At 62.6% G+C, this 19,400-nt stretch carries 17 protein-coding genes; 9 read left to right on the plus strand and 8 right to left on the minus strand.

Going from position 1 to position 19,400, the window contains the following annotated elements; genetic code table 11:
- Window positions 1-195 precede the first annotated feature (195 nt).
- The 5 genes from LB557_RS17340 to LB557_RS17360 form a co-directional block, all read right to left on the minus strand.
- Window positions 196-651, minus strand: a complete 456-nt coding sequence (locus LB557_RS17340; protein WP_224642400.1) for a hypothetical protein — start codon at window positions 649-651, stop codon at window positions 196-198.
- Window positions 652-778: 127 nt separating this feature from the next.
- Window positions 779-1,258 (minus strand): hypothetical protein, encoded by a 480-nt coding sequence (locus LB557_RS17345; RefSeq protein ID WP_224713079.1) that lies wholly within the window; start codon window positions 1,256-1,258, stop codon window positions 779-781.
- Window positions 1,259-1,748: 490 nt separating this feature from the next.
- On the minus strand, window positions 1,749-3,980 hold the full coding sequence (locus tag LB557_RS17350; protein WP_224643799.1) for a phage/plasmid primase, P4 family: 2,232 nt from the start codon (window positions 3,978-3,980) through the stop codon (window positions 1,749-1,751).
- Between the two features lie 12 nt (window positions 3,981-3,992).
- Window positions 3,993-4,289 carry a helix-turn-helix transcriptional regulator gene (locus tag LB557_RS17355; RefSeq protein WP_224643800.1) on the minus strand — a complete coding sequence of 99 codons (297 nt, stop codon included), beginning with the start codon at window positions 4,287-4,289 and terminating at the stop codon, window positions 3,993-3,995.
- 107 nt (window positions 4,290-4,396) lie between these two features.
- Complete coding sequence (locus tag LB557_RS17360) at window positions 4,397-5,278, minus strand: hypothetical protein (protein ID WP_224643801.1); 882 nt, start codon at window positions 5,276-5,278, stop codon at window positions 4,397-4,399.
- Window positions 5,279-5,844: 566 nt separating this feature from the next.
- On the opposite strand from LB557_RS17360, the gene LB557_RS17365 reads away from it, so the two are divergent.
- The 9 genes from LB557_RS17365 (at window position 5,845) to LB557_RS17405 (ending at window position 11,873) form a co-directional block, all read left to right on the plus strand.
- On the plus strand, window positions 5,845-6,072 hold the full coding sequence (locus tag LB557_RS17365) for a hypothetical protein (protein ID WP_140660612.1): 228 nt from the start codon (window positions 5,845-5,847) through the stop codon (window positions 6,070-6,072).
- Window positions 6,073-6,221: 149 nt separating this feature from the next.
- Window positions 6,222-6,410 carry a YodC family protein gene (locus LB557_RS17370; RefSeq protein ID WP_015314066.1) on the plus strand — a complete coding sequence of 63 codons (189 nt, stop codon included), beginning with the start codon at window positions 6,222-6,224 and terminating at the stop codon, window positions 6,408-6,410.
- A 213-nt stretch (window positions 6,411-6,623) separates the two neighbouring features.
- Window positions 6,624-7,046, plus strand: a complete 423-nt coding sequence (locus tag LB557_RS17375; protein ID WP_140660611.1) for an EF-hand domain-containing protein — start codon at window positions 6,624-6,626, stop codon at window positions 7,044-7,046.
- Between the two features lie 45 nt (window positions 7,047-7,091).
- A complete protein-coding gene (locus LB557_RS17380) occupies window positions 7,092-7,634 on the plus strand; it encodes an RNA polymerase sigma factor (protein ID WP_140714101.1) in 543 nt (180 codons plus the stop codon).
- 26 nt (window positions 7,635-7,660) lie between these two features.
- Window positions 7,661-8,113, plus strand: a complete 453-nt coding sequence (locus LB557_RS17385; protein WP_224643802.1) for a hypothetical protein — start codon at window positions 7,661-7,663, stop codon at window positions 8,111-8,113.
- A complete protein-coding gene (locus tag LB557_RS17390; RefSeq protein WP_140787063.1) occupies window positions 8,110-8,565 on the plus strand; it encodes a periplasmic heavy metal sensor in 456 nt (151 codons plus the stop codon). Before LB557_RS17385 ends, LB557_RS17390 begins: the two co-directional genes overlap by 4 nt.
- 108 nt (window positions 8,566-8,673) lie before the next feature.
- Entirely contained in the window at window positions 8,674-8,955 is a 282-nt protein-coding gene (locus tag LB557_RS17395) for a GCG_CRPN prefix-to-repeats domain-containing protein (RefSeq protein WP_140787061.1), read from the plus strand.
- 118 nt (window positions 8,956-9,073) lie between these two features.
- Window positions 9,074-10,588 (plus strand): DUF1800 family protein, encoded by a 1,515-nt coding sequence (locus LB557_RS17400; protein WP_224643803.1) that lies wholly within the window; start codon window positions 9,074-9,076, stop codon window positions 10,586-10,588.
- A 46-nt stretch (window positions 10,589-10,634) separates the two neighbouring features.
- A complete protein-coding gene (locus LB557_RS17405; protein ID WP_140714111.1) occupies window positions 10,635-11,873 on the plus strand; it encodes a DUF1501 domain-containing protein in 1,239 nt (412 codons plus the stop codon).
- Between the two features lie 53 nt (window positions 11,874-11,926).
- On the opposite strand, the gene LB557_RS17410 is transcribed toward LB557_RS17405, so the two are convergent.
- The 3 genes from LB557_RS17410 to LB557_RS17420 form a co-directional block, all read right to left on the minus strand.
- Complete coding sequence (locus LB557_RS17410) at window positions 11,927-15,337, minus strand: acyl-[ACP]--phospholipid O-acyltransferase (protein ID WP_224643804.1); 3,411 nt, start codon at window positions 15,335-15,337, stop codon at window positions 11,927-11,929.
- 346 nt (window positions 15,338-15,683) lie between these two features.
- Window positions 15,684-17,252 carry an indolepyruvate oxidoreductase subunit beta family protein gene (locus tag LB557_RS17415; RefSeq protein ID WP_140723055.1) on the minus strand — a complete coding sequence of 523 codons (1,569 nt, stop codon included), beginning with the start codon at window positions 17,250-17,252 and terminating at the stop codon, window positions 15,684-15,686.
- The gene (locus LB557_RS17420; protein WP_140723058.1) at window positions 17,245-19,398 is read right to left on the minus strand and encodes an indolepyruvate ferredoxin oxidoreductase subunit alpha; all 2,154 of its coding nucleotides are present in this window, start codon (window positions 19,396-19,398) and stop codon (window positions 17,245-17,247) included. Before LB557_RS17420 ends, LB557_RS17415 begins: the two co-directional genes overlap by 8 nt.
- Window positions 19,399-19,400: the final 2 nt, after the last annotated feature.

Consider the following 19,400-nt stretch of genomic DNA (forward strand, 5'->3'; position numbering starts at 1 on the left):
GTCCGTTGATGTTGGCCGGACGCAGGTCCGCTGCTATTCGGATTTGCCCGTCAGATGTGACAGGCTTAGTCCTTTACGGAGCTGATGCTCAGCGGTGTCGCTCGTGACGGTAAGCCGGCATGGAGGGCTCGCTGGATGACCGTTCGACACGACGCGAGCCCTTTGCAGTCACAATCCAGGCCATGAAATGGCTCCCTATGGCAGTTCAAGGTACCACGTCATAGGGACTCGAACTTTGAAACGCACACCGAGCTCACGGGTCAGCCGCGGCATGGACTTGAAGCACATGGTCTCTTCGCTTTCCATTGCCATCTTTACGAGCTCCCTGAGCCCTGCGGCGGGAAGCAAATATATAATGGCCAGCGCCATTGTGATGGTCTCACCGGCGAAGATCTTCTCAAGCCAACGATCGTTCTCCCTACGTATTAGAAATTCATTTGATGTCACGTAATCGGTAATGTCGGCCGTCTCCGCTATGTATTCGTCTTCATCTGAGCTATGATTGTGGTCTTCAGTGATAGTCGCACGCCTCCAATTTTCAACGTTTGCTATCGTGAACCGGCCTTCTGGATCGCCGGCCTCGGCCCGTCCCTCAATCCATTCGAACAATGTAAGCGGGTCCGTGATCTTACGCACTGCAGTCTTAGACATGTTTTCTCTCCGTTAGAATGTTGGCTTGGCGTTAGGCAAAACCCTTACGCGCCCGGGGCAGGCGTCCGTGGCTTCATCAGTCATCATTCGCGACGCTGCGGTGACGGTCACTAATGAGCGCGGTCGTCTATTGGCGCGGACCGATGGTCAGATCGAAGCTGACGTGATTGCGGCGTGAAAAGCGCTTGCCCGTCATGTAGCCGAAGCTGTCAGCTTCCTCTTCCCAGAAGGTGACGTCTGAGGACGCTGGCACGAAAGCTAGGAGACGAACCGCCGCGTATAAGCAGTGAGTGCGAAGTTCATTAGGACCACGCCTGTCACGTACTTGGGTAGCCATATCGAACACAAATTCGATAATCTCTTCGCTGCATTTGCCCCACTGATCCGATTTGCAGGCATCCAGCATCCGATTGGCAAACACGTCGGGCGAACCGTCGAATTCCCACCAGCCAGTTTTGCCGAGTTGACTTATCATGTCGTCGAACATCTCGATAATTTTGAGTGGCAAGTGCCCTATGGGTTTCTTCATTTTCGCTTGAGCACCAAGCCAATCGAAAACGGCTTCTTGAGTGTCGAGGACCTGCACGCGGTTCTTGGAAGTTTTCATCTCGTTTTCCCTTATGGTTGGCGTTAGGCAAAACCGTTTACGCGCCCGGAATCCTCATTCCGGGTTGGGCATGTTCAGGTTCTGTTGAAGGTGGTTTCTGTGGGCCGTAGTCGAATTATGCTGGCAGCTGACCCTGGTTCCGGGGCTACCTAGCGAAGTGGGTTAGGTGTGAACGCTTAGGTTGGTATTACCTCCTATATGCCGTGGTTAGGTGAACACATTAAAAGGGGGTGGTTGTAGCGGTTGTTGCCTTGAATGGGTGTGTAGGAGGCTTAGTTGGCTGGGTTGGCGGGTGGAGTCCTGTGATCCTTGCTGTTTCGCCCTGTCCGTTAGCGATGGTGGTGAAGTCTCGGTGGTGATGGTCCCTCGCCAAGGGTGAGGGTGGAAATCAGTGTTCGGGTTGAAGTCCGTTACCGGTGGCCAAAGTGACTGGTTTTTCCCTTTAAATGGGTGGTTGAGGGTTGTAGGTAGTGGGTGTGACCTGGTGCGGTCACTTTCGCCACCGACCACTGGGGGGCACCCAGTGGCCGCCGCGAGGGCCGGGGTTCGAAGCCTCGCTTTTCAGGTTCAGATTGATGGCGATGTCGGCGACGTTGTTCTTCTTGAAACCAACGCCGAGGTTCTCCAGGCTCTTCTTGAAGCTGTGCTGCTGTTGGGTGAGCGTGTATCCCCTTTCCCTCGACCAATCTTGAAAGGCCGCGTAGAGCATGCGCGTCTGGCATTGGCCCGACCGAACGCACATCTCTGCGAGGAAAGCAGGCACTGGGTTCGCTGACTGCATCCAAAGCCTCTTGGCTTGTCCGATATCTTTGGGTGGGTCGAATCGCAGATCGCGCTGCTGCAAGCGCGCCCAGCCGGCCAGGGCCGCGTTGAGTATGCCGGACATCTCGGTCGCCCAGATACGCTTGAACAGCCCTCGGTCGATCTCTTTTTCCGAGAACGTGCGATCAAACGGAATAACGAGAAGGCGGCGTTGCATGCCCTCGCTGAGGTCCGCGAGCGAAGGCGGATTGTTGCAAAGGAGCATCGGAACCGTCCGAACAATGAAACTGTACGTTTCACCGAACTTGCGTTCCGTCGAGATCAGCTTCTCCTCGCTTATGCGCTTCAGATCACCGTCGGGAAGCCGCGTGCCCATGCGAACGTCATCGTCAACAAACAGCAGCTTGCCGAGTAGAGCTCCCATCGAAAAGCGGCTCTGGTTGATGTCCTGCACGCGCATCGCGGCGACTTGGTTCTGACCGACCAAACGCATCAACGTATCGACCAAACTGGTTTTACCGTTTCGTCCGTCGCCGCGACAGATAACGATCAGAGGAATTGGGCGGCTGGGCTGAACGACATAGCCTGCCAACTCGTGCCAAAAACTCACCATTGCGGCGGGGTCGGCAGCCTTCGAAAATATCTCGGCAAGGGCGGCGTCGAATTCGGGGCATTTGGCACCAGGCTGGTATTCGGCCGGTAGATGGTGGCGCAGGTAAGACGTAGCTGTGTGCGGTCGCAGGCCGTGCGTTCCATTCTTGCCCAACCAGACTTCGCCGTTGAGACAATTGATCACAGGAGGCGGTTCAGCGGTGAATCTGAGCTTGTCTTCGTGGGTCGCGACTTGCGCCTTCAACAGAGCTTCGACCTGACCGATCAACGACGCCGTAGAGGCTCGTTGCGAATTGAGGTTTTTCGCCGCTGCTAATGCTTGGCCCTGTATCACCTTGCCGGCAATTGGCTCCCAAACTTTCCCATCATATCGCCAAAACTGGCCATCGGCGACATGCAAGAGATGACCACCTCCGGCATAGTGGGTATCGAGCAATGCCTGGGCAATTGCTTCGGCCGCATCCTTACCGGCATCAGAGATGGCATACCGGGCAATACTATTCGCGATTTTTTCCACTTCCGGATCGCCAAGCGGCGGCGAACAATTTTCCGCGTTTTCCGCTTTCAGCGCTGCGAGAATGGCCTTCTGACCAAATCCGCTCGCACGGAGCTTGCCGGCGAGACTTGTCAAGGTCCTGTTGCGCTGTCCCTCAGGGATGGCTGAGCCCACCGTCCCCTCGCCCGTCGGCGTCGAGGACGGCTCAGTCATAAGGGACAGCAACCAATCCGGAAGTGAGGCCGGTCGGACCTTCGGAAAACGCGCGCCGTCAGCGTATTCATAGCGCTGACCGTTTTCGTGGATCGAGCCGGGACCGACAACATAGTTGCCTTCCGCGCGAACATCTAACCCTGCACCGAGGTGTCCTGTGCGGCCCTGAATCGGAGCCCCAGCATGCGAGAAATAATAGTGAACGCCTCGGCCAGTGTTCACAGTGACGGTTTGCGGAAGGGAGCCATGCTGTTTGACCAGCTTAGCCAGTGATGCGCGACCTGTTTGGCCGTCCACGTCAAGCACCACTAAACCGGAGACCGTCCCGGTTACGATACCGTAGTTCGCTTCCACGTTGTCCTGGAAGAACGCTGCAGCCTCGGTGGCAGAGCGAACGTAGGCCCGCGAGCTGTACCCGCCGTGAGGCTCTTTGCCACGAGGCACCAGAGGGACGATCGGAGCGCCTTCTCGATCAATCCAAAGGCGTACAGCTGCATCCCTTACTAAATGCCGAGGGAGGCGTTTCTTTGGCAGATCTTCAAAGGCTCTCTTCGCAAGACTTAAAGGCATTTTTGCTGCTTGCGTTGTCACCTTTTCTTGCGCGTTCACAACGGACCTAGCCTTCTTAAGTTTCAACATTCTGTGCTTCTCCTACGTGCTTGAGCGCACCACTTTACCGGGTAAGGTCGGTGGGGTTTCAATTGCGTTCGTCTGCGTATCAGTAGAGAATTTTTCGATCAGACTCCTCACATCTTGGACGCGCCAAGCAGTTGTTCGCGGACCCAGCTTCACCGGTTGCGGAAACTCGCCGGTATCGACGCGCGCAAGAAATGCTGACCTGGAGATCGGAATAGGTCGCCCCGGACCTATTATTGCCGACAACCGTACAAACCCCTCGGTCGGCAACGGCATAAATGCAAATCTTTTGTCATCGGCGTCGTTGGACATCTTCAGCTCCATTCTTGCCGCACAGAATTAGCGGCAGGAATTGAGCGAGACAATTCTGCAATGCCTTGCTGCATCATGCGAGACAGCAATGCACAATCCAGCTGGGATTAGGTGATGGCTCCAAGCTCGGCTTGAAACTGCCGCGCGATTATTTGTACCTCTTTGTGCGAGAAACGCTCCGCCACAAAGGGGCGAGGCAGGACCCTTGGCAACTCGTCCACGCCTTTCCGGCCCAGCGAGTCGTCCCGGAGATTGGAAAGAACCGTCTCTGCAATAAAGCGCGCTCGGCCGATCCATTCGGCAATTAGGTCAGTTTGGTTTGCGAAATTCATGCCCGCGAATATGGCATCGAGCAGTGATCGTCCGTCGTCATACTGTAGTGAAGCCGCGCCATATGCGATCGCGATCGTGGACGCATGTTTCGCCCAATGACTCTTCAACGACCTTTGTTGCAGTAACCGTTCGTTACCCGTCACAGATTTACGCAGCTCTTCCATGACCCAAATCGCACCGTTGAGGCTCGGTCGGCGGCCACCATGGGCCGTGACATTTTCCGCCACAAAATGAAGAACCCTTACTGCGTACAGCAAATTGCTGATGGCTTTTCTGTTCTTCTCCAAATGCCGAACGTTTGCCTGCTTGGCGCTTGTCCTATAGAATACTTTCGCCCCGCCAATAGGGTAATATATTTGTTCGAAAAAGAATATCCCGATCGCTTCATACCGGGCTACTAGATCTACTGCCATCCGAACCCGCGGAAAATCCGCAGTGACTTTTGACTCGCCTCGGACCATCTGTTGGATCACCGCCAAGGCGATGGAATTTCGGCGAGCCCGGGAATTGTCGGGGGCTATGACCCAGGCGTTGTAACCTTGCAGCAAGGTCTCTTTAAGCCCGAAAAACGCCCGCCGATTATCCGAAAGAATATCGGCGATCGCGACTGGATCGAATTTCAGCCATGCCTGCTGCTCAAAGTCGAACTCGCTCACAGGTAGCTCAGGAGCTTGGCGTCTCTTCAGTTCGCCGATGAACCTCTGCCATAGGTCTCCGAGTTCACCCGCGCTTTTTCGTGCATCCATGGCAGGGATCAATCATATAACAGTTACCGCATCTCACTCCTACCACAGCCGCGATAGCCAGTGCACCAGGAACATGGCTCTTTGAATGTCTGTGGGGGTATTTTTGGGGGTAGTTCACTAACTATGTAGCGTTATGTATTAAATTTTTCAGCGTGATAAGGTGCCTATTTGTTGCCCCTAAGCGGCACCAGTTTTTCAAACCGATGGTCGAAGCTGCTTGGACGCGCTGAAGAGGCTCGAATCCCGGCCGTTTGCGTTTGTTATGGATGCAAGGATCTGCCCGCCGATCGACAACAACTCGGGACCGGTGCAGATCGACCGAAGATCCGCGAGGCAAGTCGCGACTTCCTCCGGGCCTGGAAACTCGCGAAAGCACGCAATCCGGGATTTTCAAATCTCAATAACAAATGATGGGCCTCTCATTTCTATTTTTTTGGAACAGACACTTGGGTTGCACATTTCCTGCCGACAGTTCCATGACAGGAGGTTTTGAATTGCCAAGGCGTGTCGACAAGGAAAAGCTGGCAAGAGCGGACCGCGAAGCGAAGCTGGTGCTGGATGCCGAGCGTCACGCAAGGGACGCCAAGACAACCCGCCTGAGGGAGCAGAGACTGCAGCAGGAGGCATTGGCGGACAAGGCCCCGCCTGCGCGCCGACGGGAGCCGACTGGGAAGCCGGCCAGGCGTGTGATCGAGGTGGACTGACCTGTTGGGCGGTCGCCCGATTCGCCCCGATGATGCCGTCGGCGATGCCTCCGCGTTGCCGCATAAGACAGTAGCCCAGAAGACCCATATGCCATTGTCGGGACCCCCGTTTTGGTATGAAATGTCGGGTGTCAGCATGGGAGGTCCAAATGCCCAACACTTTCAAGACCGGAGACGTCGTCAAGCTGAGGTCGGGAGGCCCGAAAATGACGGTCAGCGACGGCGCCGCTTCCGGCATGTATCTGTGCCACTGGTTCAACAAAGACGGCGATGTGTGGACCCCGCAGCATGCCGGCTTCAAATCGGATCAGTTGATAGCCGCCGACCAATCGACGTAATTCCCGCCTTCGCCAACGGGCGGGCCGGCCCGGCGCAATTCAGATGCGCCGGACGAGGTGTTCTGCCGTACCCTGGGCCGCCAAAGTCCATCACCGCCGGCAAGCGGCGTGATAGGCATGGCGACCGACGGATTTCTGCGATCACGACGTTTAACGGTTGAAGCATGACCATGGCATCGGGCCATGGCAATGCGCCAACCGGAGACGTGAAGCATGATACGCCGTTCGATCCTTGCCGCTGCCCTGAGCCTGCTGACCACCGCGGCTCTGGCCCAGACAGGGACACAGCCACCGGCCGCCACACCGCCCCCCGCGACATCGTCGGCCGCCAAGTCCGACATCACGCTGGCCAAGTTCCAGAAACGGCGAGAGAAGGCGATCATGGCCGCCGACACGGACGGCGACGGCAAGATCAGCCTGCTGGAATGGGAGGCCTTTCAGGCCAAGCGCAACGTCAAGGGCGATCCCGCCAAATCCTTCGCGCGCATTGATTCCAACCATGACGGCTTCATCGACCGGGCCGAGCTCGATGCGTTATTCGCCAAGCGCTTTGCCAGGCTGGACAAGAATGGCGACGGCATTCTGACGGGCGACGAGATGCCGGGCCACAAATCCGCTCCCAAGCCGGAGCAATGACCAAGAGGCTATGACGCATGATGGACATTGGGTGTGCGCCAACCCATGAGCCCCGACCCGGACGAGGAGCTGGTTCGCCGGGTCGGCACCGGCGACCCCGCGGCGGTGCGGACGCTCGTCGCGCGCAAGCTGCCGCGCATCCTTTCGCTGGCCGCGCGCATGCTCGGCGATGCGGCGGAGGCCGAGGACGTCGCGCAGGAAACCTTTATGCGCATCTGGCGTCACGCATCGGGCTGGCGGCGCGGCAACGCACGCTTCGACAGCTGGATCCACCGGGTGACGCTAAACCTTTGTTACGACCGGCTGCGCCGGCGCCGCGAGCTGGTGACCGACGACCTGCCGGACATTGTCGATCCCGCCCCGCTTCCCGATGCCCATCCCGGCAAGGAGGCGCATCGGGTCGAGCAGGCCTTGCAGGCAATCGCGCCGCGCCAGCGCGAGGCGATCCTCCTGGTCTACTATCAGGAGATGTCCAACATAGAGGCGGCCGCGATCCTGGAGATCAGCGTCGATGCCCTGGAAAGCCTGCTTTCGCGCGGCCGGCGGGCGCTGCAGGTGATCCTGGCCAAGGATAGTGTCGATGAATGAGAAAGCCGCGATCAAAGGACAGACTGATGTCTGATGGGTCCAGGAACGAACCGGCAGTGGATGCCGAGCGCTTTGCGGCTCTGGCGGCGGCCTATGGCGGCGACTTGCGGCGGTGGCCGCAGGCCAACCGCACGACCGGCGCGACGTTCGCAAGGACCGAGATGGGCGCGGCCATATTGGGGCAGGCAGGCAAACTCGACGCCTTGCTCGACAGCTATGACGTCATGGCGCCTCGCGCGGCACTGCACGGCGGCATCCTGCGAATGGCCGACCGGCTGCTCGTCCAGCGCCGGCGCCGACGGGCCTGGTGGCTGGGTCTTGGACTCGCCGGCATCGGCCTGGCCGGCGCCATCGCCGGATTGGCCTTGGTGAGCGTCGTCACGCCAGAGTTTCAGCCCGACCGCTATGTGCTCGATGCCAATGCGACGGCGTTCGGCGATGTCGGGTCCGATGGCGACACGATCGAGGAGGACCTATGAGCACGCGCCGCAACCTCGTGATCGCATCCGTGGCGCTGAATGTCTTCCTGGCCGGCGCGCTTGCGGGCGGAGCCGTCTGGATAAGAAGCGGCAAGCCCGGCCAGGGTTATTCGCTGGAAGCCGCCGGGAGCCGGCTTCCCCACCAGGAGCGCGTGCTGTTTCGAAAGGCGCTGCGCGACGTGCGGCGCGAATCCCGCCAGGTCATCCTCGATGGCCAGCAGGCCAGGCGCGAGGCAGCCGACCTGCTGCGCCAGCCCGTCCTCGACACGACGGCGCTGTCGGCCGCGCTGGAAAGGGCGCGCAATGCCGATATCGCCGTGCGCACACGGCTTGAGCAGCGCATCGTCGAGTTCGCGACGGTGGGTTCGGCCTGGGATCGCGCCGTGCTCGCGGACGGGCTGGCCAGGCGGGCCGGGCCGCCATCGACGGCAGAGCCGAAAAAATCGCCGTGACCACCGACGGAAAACGACCGCAAGGCCGTTTAACCAGAGGAAGGGCAGCCTGCCGGACCAATCGGTACGCACAGGTTTTCATTCTCGGAGAACATTCGGAGTAACATCATGAACCGTCTGACACAGTATGCGGCGGCAGCCGTTCTCGCCTTCACCGGAACCGCCGCGACCGTCGCGACCTCCGCCGCCATGCCGATGGTGGCGCAGCCGGCCGCCCCGGCGCTGATCGAGCACGTGGCCTGGGGTTGCGGGCCTGGATGGCATCCCAATCACTGGGGGCGCTGCGTTCCCAACCGTGTCGTGGTGTATCCGCGCTACCGCTATTGGCACCGCCCGGCCTACTACGGCTGGCATCCGCACCGCCACTGGCACCGCTGGCACCGCTGGTAAGCGCGCGGGAGGGCCGGGCGGCATCCGCCTGCCCGGCCGCCTATCCCCGGTTTGCGCTGGGGAAACAGCCGATCGGGCGTCGCGCGCCTCGCGTGAGATCCAACGATGGAGCGTTGACATGGCTGTCGCGACCAAAGTGCCCATGACGCCAGATCCCGCCCTGCCAGATCCCGCTTTGATAGTCTTCAATCGCTTCGGCCTTGGAGCCCGGCCGGGTGATCGCGAAAGACTGGCCGGCGACCCTCGCGGTTATCTCAAGGCGGAGCTGCGGCGGCCCGACGTCGCCATGATATCGCTCGACGATCCCGCCTATGCCGACCTCAAGGGGAGCACGCCGGCCATCCAGGCCAGCATGGCGGCAAATCTCCAGCGCAAGCGGGACCGGCAGCGGATGGCGACGGAGCAGCCGCCAGCGGCCACGTCGGCCGCGGCTTCGGTCATGCCTCCACCCGCCGCACCGGTCATGTCGCCGCCCGTCGCCCCGGCCGCGGCCGCGGCCAAACCCGCCGCTGTGCCGCCTGTCGAGGTTATGTCGTTCCGGGCCGAGGCACAGGCGCGCTTCGACAAGGCAATGCAGGCAGAGGCCGGCTTCGTCGAGCGCCTGGTCTATTTCTGGTCGAACCATTTCTGCGTCTCCGTCGCCAAGGACAACATCGTGCGCGCCAGCGCCGGGGCGTTCGAACGGGAGGCCATCCGGCCTTTCGTGCTCGGGCGCTTCGCCGACATGCTCATGGCGGTGGAGCGGCATCCGGCCATGCTGTTCTATCTCGACAACCAGCAGTCGATCGGCCCGGACTCCCGCGCCGGCAAGAACCGCCAGCGCGGCCTCAACGAGAACCTCGCCCGCGAAATCCTGGAACTGCACACGCTCGGTGTCGGCAGCGGCTACAGCCAAGCCGACGTGACCAGCTTCGCGCGCATCCTGACCGGCTGGATGATGGCCGGACGGGAAGGACGGCTGGGCGAACCCGGCAGTTCCGTTTTCAACGCCAATGCGCATGAGCCGGGTGACGCGGTGCTGCTCGGCAAGACCTATCCGGCTGGCGGCATGGGCCAGGCCGAGGCCGCGCTCAATGACATCGCCCGTCATCCGGCGACCGCGCAACACATCGCCACGCAACTTGCCCGCCATTTCATAGCCGACGACCCGCCGTCGGCGGCGGTCGCCCGCCTCGCCAAGGTGTTCACCAGGAGCGACGGCAATCTCAGGGCACTGGCGGCGGCGCTCGTCGACATGCCGGAAGCGTGGTCGACGCCATTGGCCAAGATGCGCTCGCCGTTCGACTATATCGCGGCCATCCGCCGAGCGGCCGGCCCTGGTCCGACGAACGACCCTGGCCAGTCGCTCAACTGGCTCAACGCGCTGGGCGAGCCGCTCTGGCGGCCGCCGGGACCGAACGGCTTTTCCGACCAGGCGGACAGCTGGGCATCGGCGGAAGGCATGAAGACCCGCCTCGACATCGCATGGCAGGCCGCCTGGCAAGTGAAGGACGTCGGCAACCCCAACGGCATGCTCGACGCGGTCATCGGTCCCTCCGCCTCGCCCGAAACACGCCAAGCGATCGCCCGCGCCGAGTCCAAACAGCAAGGCCTGGCGCTTCTGCTGATGGCGCCCGAATTCCAGCGACGATAGATCGAACGATAGGTCCGGCGTCGACAACTCCCATGGAGACGAAGTCATGAGCCTGCTGTGCGAAACCCCTCACCCTTCCCGCCGCGCCGTGCTGACGACCGGCGGCGCGCTGTTTGCCTGGTCCTATCTGCCGCGCTTCGCCCGTGCCGCCGACAACCGCGACCCGCGCCTGATCGTCATCGTGCTGCGCGGTGCGCTGGACGGCCTGTCGACCGTCGGTCCGGTCGGCGATCCCGACTATGCCGGCCTGCATGGCGACATCGCCCTGTCGCTCACCGGCCCGCACGCGGCACTGCCGCTCGATGCTTTCTTCGCGGTCAATCCGGCGATGCCGGTGTTTGCGCGGCTGTTCAAGAACAAGCAGGCGGCTGTCGTGCACGCCGCCGCGACCGGCTATCGCGAGCGCTCGCATTTCGATGGCCAGGATGTGCTGGAAAGCGGCTTTGCCGGTCCCGGCCATGTCGCCACCGGCTGGCTCAATCGGGCGCTGGAGAACCTGCCGGCGGGCGACCGCGTGGCGACGCTCGGCGGCCTGGCCGTCGGACCGTCGACGCCGCTGGTGATCCGTGGCGCGGCTCCCGTGCTCGGCTGGGCGCCGCAATCGCTGCCGGCGCCGGCCGGCGACCTCGCGGCGCGCGTTCTCGATCTCTACCAGCATCGCGATCCGGTTCTGGCCGTCGCGCTGCAAAAAGGTCTCGACGCCGATCGCATGGCGCTTGACGACCAGATGGGCGCCAAGACGATGAAGCCGAAAGGCGGCCTCGACAGCGCCGCCGGCATGCGGCAGGCCGCGCAAGGCGCCGCCAGGCTGATCGCCGCCGATGACGGGCCGCGTGTCGCGGCACTCGCCTTCGATGGCTGGGACACGCATGTCAACGAAGGCGGCGCGACCGGCCGCCTCGCCAGCCTGCTCGGCGGCCTCGACGGTGTCTTCGAGGAATTCAAAAAAGGCCTCGGCGAGCGCTGGAAGAATACGGCAATCGTCACCATCACCGAATTCGGCCGCACCGCGCGGATCAACGGCACGGTCGGCACCGACCACGGCACCGGCACCGTGGTGCTGCTCGCCGGCGGCGCCATCAAGGGCGGCCGCGTCATCGCCGACTGGCCGGGGCTGAAGCCCGCGCAACTTTACCAGCAGCGCGACCTTGCGCCGACCAGCGACGTGAGGGCGGTGCTGAAAGGCCTGCTCGCCGACCAGTTCGGACTTTCGGCCTCGGTGCTCGGCGAGAAAGTGTTTCCGGACTCAGGTGCGGTGAAGCCGATGATGAACCTGATCGCCTGAAGGCTGGCGGCGCCGCGTCTCCTACCGTGGCGCCGTCTCGCTGTCGCCGGCGATCAGGCGGCCTCGACCTTGGCTGCCTGCAAGGCTTCGCCGCGTACCAGCCTGGTCACGCCGACGAAGTCGATCTTGCCCGAGCCAAGCACCGGCACATGCGTCACGACGCGCACTTCAGCCGGCACCATCAGGTCCATGGCGCCGTTTGCCTTGGCGAACGCCAGAAACTCGGCGCGCGTCGCTTTCTCGGCCTCGGTGATGAGAACGAGTTTTTCACCCTTGCGCGGGTCCGGTACGGTCGCGACCGCCGAGAGCGAACCTTTCCACAGCTCGCCCGCCAGCGCTTCCACCGCAGCCAGCGAAATCATCTCGCCGCCGATCTTGGCGAAGCGCTTGGCGCGGCCGCGAATGCTGACGAAACCGGCATCGTCGATGCTGACGATGTCGCCGGTGTCGTGCCAGCCATCTTGCAGCGGTTCGAGCACACCCGGCTTTTCGGCCCTGAGATAGCCCGCCATGACGTTGGGGCCGCGCACGAACAGCCGTCCACCGCCCTCGACGCCGATCACTGGTTCCAGACGATATTCCATGCCGGGCATGATTTTTCCGACCGTGCCCGATTTGTTGTACATCGGCGTGTTGATGGAGATCACCGGCGCCGTCTCGGTAACGCCGTAGCCTTCGAGAATGCGCAGGCCGAACTTCTCCATGTAGGTTTCGCGGGTCGAGGCCTTGACCGGCTCCGCACCGGAAAAGCAATAGCGCACCGAGCGGAAATCATAGGGATGCCCCGTACGCGCATAGCCGCTGAGGAAGGTGTCGGTGCCGAAGATGATCGTCGCATTCGAGGCATAGACCAGTTCCGGCACGATTCGGTAGTGCAGCGGCGACGGATAGAAATAGACCGGAACGCCGGACACCAGCGGCAGCACCGTGCCCGCCGTCAGGCCGAAGGAATGGAAGATCGGCAGAACGTTGAACACCTTGTCGCCCGAATGGAAATCGATGCGCGAGGCGGCTTGCGCGGCGTTGGCCAGGATGTTGCGGTGGGTGAGCACGACGCCCTTCGGCGTCCCTTCGGAGCCCGAGGTGAACAGGATTACGGCCGCGTCGGTGGCCTTGCGGGCAACCCTGGGCGTACTCTTGCGCAGCAGGCCGAGCAGCTTGTCCTTGAGGCCGATGGTCGCGCGCAGATCATCGAGCCAGACGATATCGACCGAGCGGCCGATCTCCTCGACGATCGCGTCAAGCTTGGCCTGCTCGACAAAGGCCCGCGAGGTCAGAATGGTGGTTACCTGCGCCGCCTTGCAAGCGGACAGGATGTTGGCGGCACCGGCGGTGAAGTTGATCATCGCAGGGACCTTGCCGGCGGACATGACGCCGAGCAGCGCGGCACAGGCGCCATTGGCATTGGGCAGCATGATGCCGAGCGTGTCCTGTCCGGCATAGAGCGTCTCGAACTTCTCGCCGAGCACGGCGACAGCCGTGAGCAGCTTGCCGTAGCTCAGCGAACCGGCGACCGGATCCTGCACGGCAAGTTGCTTCATGCCGCGCTCGGTCGCCGTCTCGATGATCCTTTCGAGCACGGTCTTGTCGACATGCTGGGTGCGGAAGACGAGGTCGGACATCACCTGGTAGAGCGCGGCGCCGGCGGCGGCGCGCCGCTTGCGTCCCTTCAGCTCGTCGTCGACCTTGAGCCTGACCGGCGGCAGTATGGTCACCTTGACCTTCGGGAACAGGCGGCGGCGCACGTGCTGTGCCGTCAGCCGTGAGAAGGGGCTTTTCTCCAGCCCCTCGATGCGGATCGGCACCACCATCGAGCCGGTCTTGTCGGCCACCATGGCGGCACCGTCATAGACCTTCATCAGCCCGCCCGTGACGGTGATGCGGCCCTCGGGGAAGATGACCAGCGGGTCGCCGTTCTGCACGATCTTGATCAGCGTGCGTGTCGACATCGGCTTGGACGGATTGAGCGGCAGCGCGCGGGTCAGCTTTAAAAACGGCTTCATCCACCAGGCCTGCGCAATGGTGTAGTCGATGGCGAAGACCGGCTCCTCATTGGTCAGCGTCAGAGCCAGCGGTCCATCGAGGAAGCTGACATGGTTCAGTGCTAGGATGGGTGCCGGGCCCGCGGCCTTGAGATTGTCCAGGCCTTCGACTTCCAGCCGATGGAAGGCGCGGAAAAGAATGGAGACAAAATCGCGGAAGGCATTGGTCGGCAGGTATTTCAGCATCAGCCAGGCGGCGACGGCATTGGCCAGGGCGAGGCCGAACAGGATGCCTCCCGTCGAGACGCCGGCTGCCTGGATGATGGCGACGAGCAAGCCGCCGACGGTCATGAAGCCGGCGTTGACGATACTGACCGCGGCGACGACCCGGGCGCGGCGCGCCTCCGGCGACCAGGCCTGCACGGCGGCAAAGGTCGGCACTACAAGGAAGGCGCTGGAAATGGCCATGCCGGCGAGGTCGATCGCAACACGGATCGTGTTTGGCCCGGCGAAGAAGAGGCCAAGGGTTTCGGATCTGGGCGAAGGCTGCATGCTCCAGATGGTCCATGCGAGCTCGAGGCCGAACAGCGCCAGCAGCGCCGTGCCGACCGGTGCGGGCAAGAGCACGATGCGTCCCTGCGACATCCACGCGGCGATTGCCGAGCCAATGGCGATCGAGATAGCGAACACCGCGAGATAGGCGGTGACCGCGATCTCGCCACCGCCGAGCTGATCCTTGACCAGCGTCGGCAGGATCGAAAGCACAATGGCGCCGATCAGCCAGAACCAGGACGTCATCAGGCCGGCGCGCCAGATCCGTGAGTCCGTGCGCAATTCGCTGACCTGGCGCCAGGTCGAGCGAAAGACATTCCTGTCGATGACGAGGTCGGGCGCCGCGGAACCGGTTGAAGGGATGTGGCGGCTGACGGCCCAGCAGCCGACGGCGAGCATCATCATGATCGGCCCGAAGACCGAGACGCCGATGCCATCGGCCGAGACGACGCCCCCGGCGATGGTGCCGCCGAGGATGGCGGCGAAAGTCGCCGACTCGATCCAGGCGTTGGCGCCCGGCAATTCCTTGCGTTCGAGGTGATCGGGCAGGATGCCGTATTTGATCGGCCCGAACAGCGCCGAGATGATGCCGAACATCAACAGCGCGGTCATCAGCACGGGGATGGAGGACAGCGCGATGCCGACGACCGCGACGGCAGCGGCGCCGATCTCGGCAAATTTCAGCCGGCGGGCGATGAGCGCCTTGTCGAAGCGATCGGCGATCTCGCCGCCCAGCGCCGACAGGAGCAGGAATGGAGCCATGAACACGGCGCCGGCCAAAGTGACCAGCGAGGCCGCCTGATCGGCGGCCAGTGTGAAGAGGATCAGGAACACCAGCGTGTTCTTGAGGAAATTGTCGTTGAAGGCGGACAGGAACTGCGTCCAGAAAAGTGGCGCGAAGCGCCGCGAAAGCATGAGATGCGTGTTCATGGCGATTTCCATCTGGCGGAACCCTTCGACAGTGTGCCGATAGGCCCTGCGGGTTGCAGGCGCTGTTCAGTTTTAGTGATAGTCCTGAGCTGGTTAAACTTTCTTGCTGCGCTTTTGCCCATCCGCGGCTTTCGGCCGCTGCGAAATGAACGTCGTTCACAATCGCACTCTATCACGCTTTGAACATCGTTCAAGGGGAAAAATGAACAGCGTTCACCAAACCGGTTGATGGTCCGAATGTCGAAACCAGCCCTCGCAGGACCGAGGGCGCCACGGGGTGACCCTCCGAGGCTTCGAGCATACCAACGGGGCCGATGGCCCGGTGAAGTCTGTCGGGACGTGCGGCTCAGTTGCCCGTTGCCGGGCCCAAGGTCGCCACGGTCTTCAACGCGCCGTCGAGCATGTCGCCCTTCTCGTCCTTCAGCGCCGCCTCGCGCAGGCGGCGGATCCAGTCGGCGGCGTCGGCCCTGCCCTCGAGCAGATCAAGCGCCGACAGCACGCGGTCGAATTTCGAGTGGGCGCGCACATGCGTGTCGCTGTAGCCCTTGATCAGCCGGCGGCAATTGAGGATTTCGACGGCAAGCGCGTAATCCGCCGGCACGTAGCCAAGCGCGAGCGTGTACCATTGGTCAAGATGCGCGGTCTCGACCTTGTGGCGCAGCAGGCGGCGGCGCCAGCGGCGCAGGCCGCCGATGAACCACAAAGCGGCGAAGCCGGCAAAGCTGTCGGTGCGGATGCGGCGGCCCCGGTTGATGCGGCGGTCGAGGAAGGCTGCCAATTTCGGCCGGTCCTCGATGTAGCTGCCCAGCCTCGCCGGCAGCGTGCCGCAGAACTCCTCGATGCGCGGATGGAAGTACTCGGTCACTTGCAGGACCGAACCATCCTTGACGCCAACCTCCTTGCGCACCCGCCTGTCGCGGGTCGAGCGCGTCTTCAGATCGGCGACGCGGATCATGTCGTCATAGCACATGGCGTTGGCCAGATGCTTGGCGGCCGCGATTGACAGCGCATGGGTTGGATCCAAGCTGTCAATCGCGACGGCCTTGTCCAGCCGGTCGAGATATTCGCGCCCATAGGCGATGTCCTGGTAGTCGACGACCTTTCTCAGGCCCCTGAGCGCCATGTCGCGCACGGCAACCGGCAGCAGGTCGATGCGAGCGGCAAGCGCCTGCCATCCCTGCAACAGGTTTCGCGGGCCACTCACATGTCCCGAACCCAAGGCAGATCCGACAATCGCCGGGTTCGCCGTCGGCGCCGCCGTGCCGCGCGCACGATCATACGCAGCCGCGAAGGCGGCGAGGCTGGCCTTGACGCCACGGCCGCCGGTGCCAATCGCCTGCTCGTAGCTTTCACGGGTAAACGGCAGCGCGTCGGAGCCGGCCAGCGCGCCAAGCAGGCTGGCCGAGATCATCGAGCCGTTGTCGGCGGCGATCTTTTCCATGTCGAATGCGATGAAGCGCTTCGATGCGGCCTCGGCCGTGGCGTGGACTTTGGACGACGAAGCGCGGCCATCACCCGGTTCGATCTTTTCCGACACGGCGGCGATGCGGTGCGAGGAAGCGATCAGCGTCGTGCGGTTGGGGGTGACGAAGCCCCTGATGATGGCTCGGCCGGCTTCCATCAATTCGGCGGCGATCAGGATATCGACATCGCCCTGCGAGGGCGACAGCGCGAAGACCGGCAGGCGGCCGGTGTCGCGGGCCATTTCGATATAGTAGATGGTGGCGCCGGTGCGCTGCGCGACGCCGGCGACCGAGGTCGATTGCGCGACAAAGCCATTGCGCTCGGCGACGTCGGTGATCCAGTCGGCGAGCACGCCGCCGCCCTGGCCGCCGACGGCCAGAACGGCGAGCTTGATCACCGGCTCATCGGCAGCACCGGACCGGGGGCGCGAGGAAGGAACAGGATCAAGCATCGGCGAATATCAGGCGCCGGCCTTCGCGCCGCCTCTGCAGAAAGCCGATCGTCGCGCGGCGCGCCGTCTCCAGGAAACGGTCCCAGCGGCTTGGATTGTGCACGACGTCGGCACGGTAGAAGGACGGGCACAGCACCGCCGCATCGGCGACCTCGCCGCAATTGCCGCAGCCGACACAGTTCTGGTCGATCGATGCGACCGGATCGTCGCGCAGCGGATCGTCGAGCGACTTGACCGACAGCGATGGGCAGCCGGAGAGCCGCATGCAAGCATGATCGCCAGTGCAGATGTCCTCGTCGACGCCAAATTTCGGCTTGACGACACGCTCGCCGCCTTTGATCGCCTTGTCGACCAGCGGCTTTTCGCGGCGCTGGCGATTGAGCATGCATTCCGACGAAGCGACGATGACTTTTGGCCCCTTCTCGTCAGTCGTCAGCGCCTCGCGCAGCGTGTCCTGCATCTTGCCGACATCGTAGGTGCGGTCGACATGGCGCAGCCATTTTACGCCCATGCCTTTCACCGCCTCGGCGATCGGATGCTTGGTCGACTTGGTCTTGTTGCCCGCGCGCGACGACAGGATGTCCTGCCCGCCAGTGGCGGCCGAGTAAAAATTATCGACGATGACGATGACGCCATCATTCTTGTTGAACACCGCATTGCCGATCGATGAGGTCAGGCCGTTGTGCCAGAAGCCGCCGTCGCCGACGAAGGAGATCGAACGGCGCTTGGCATCGGGCGCGTTGAACGCCGAGGCCGATGCCGGCCCCAGCCCGTAGCCCATGGTGGTCGCGCCAAGCTCGAAGGGCGGCATGATCGAGAACAGATGGCAGCCGATGTCGGAGGCGATGTGGTGCTTGCCGAGTTCCTGCTCGACCAGCTTGGTCGCGGCGAAGATCGGCCGCTCCGGGCAGCCGATGCAGAAACCGGGCGGTCGTCCTGGAACGACATTGATCAGGTCCGCCGTATCGAGGCCATCGCCGACTTTGTTTGGCGCGCGCACTTCGCCGGGCAACAGGTGCGGCGCCTCGGCGCGCAGGAAGGCGCCGATGCCGTCGAGCATGACCTGGCCGGTATATTCACCGGCCATCGGCAGATGCTCCTTGCCCACCAGACGGGTGCCACGCCCGGCCTTGTGCAGCATGGCGGCGAAAGCCTGTTCGATGTAGTTGGGCTGGCCTTCCTCGACGACCAGCACCGACTGCTTGCCCTCGCAGAACGACAGGAACTCATCGTCGATCAGGGGATAGACGGCGTTCAGCACGTAGAGTGGCACGTCGGTCTCGCCATAGGTGTCGGCAAGGCCGAGACGCTGCAGCGCACGGATGACCGAATTGTACATGCCGCCCTGCATGACAATGCCGATCGAGCCGTGATCCGAGCCGAAGATCTCGTTGATCTTGCGGCTCTTGATGAAATCGACCGCGGCCGGCCAGCGCTTGGCGACCTTCTCCTTCTCATGCAGGAAAGAAGCCGGCGGCAGAACGATACGGCCGGTGTCGCGGCGCGGCGCTTCGAGCGCATCGGCGACCGTCATCGGCGGACGCTTGTTGTCCTTGGCGATGAAATGGCCATGCACGTGGCAGCAGCGGATGCGCACCTGCAGCATGACCGGCGTGTTGGAGATTTCCGACAGTTCGAAACCATCCTCCACCGCCTTGACGATCGACGGCAGGTTCGGACGCGGGTCGAGCAGCCAGACCTGGCTCTTCATCGCGAAGGCATGGCTGCGCTCCTGCATGATCGAGGAGCCCTCGCCATAATCCTCGCCGACGATGATCAGCGCGCCGCCGGTGACGCCACCGGAAGCGAGGTTGGCCAGCGCGTCTGAAGCCACATTGGTGCCGACGGTCGACTTGAACGTCGCCGCGCCCCGGATCGGGTAATGCACCGAAGCGGCGAGCATGGCGGTGGCGGTGGCTTCCGAGGCGCTCGCCTCGAAATGCACGCCGAGTTCGCCCAGAATGTCCTGCGCGTCGGCCAGCACGTCCATCAGATGGCTGATCGGCGCGCCCTGATAGCCGCCGACATAGCCGACGCCGCACTGCAGCAGCGCCTTGGTGATGGCGAGGATGCCCTCGCCGGCGAATTCCTCGCCGGCGCCGAGCCTGAGTTTTTCGACTTCCTTGGCAAAAGACCGTTCGGCCATGT

This window comes from Mesorhizobium sp. BR115XR7A (genome assembly GCF_020165315.1).
Classification (GTDB): domain Bacteria; phylum Pseudomonadota; class Alphaproteobacteria; order Rhizobiales; family Rhizobiaceae; genus Mesorhizobium; species Mesorhizobium australicum.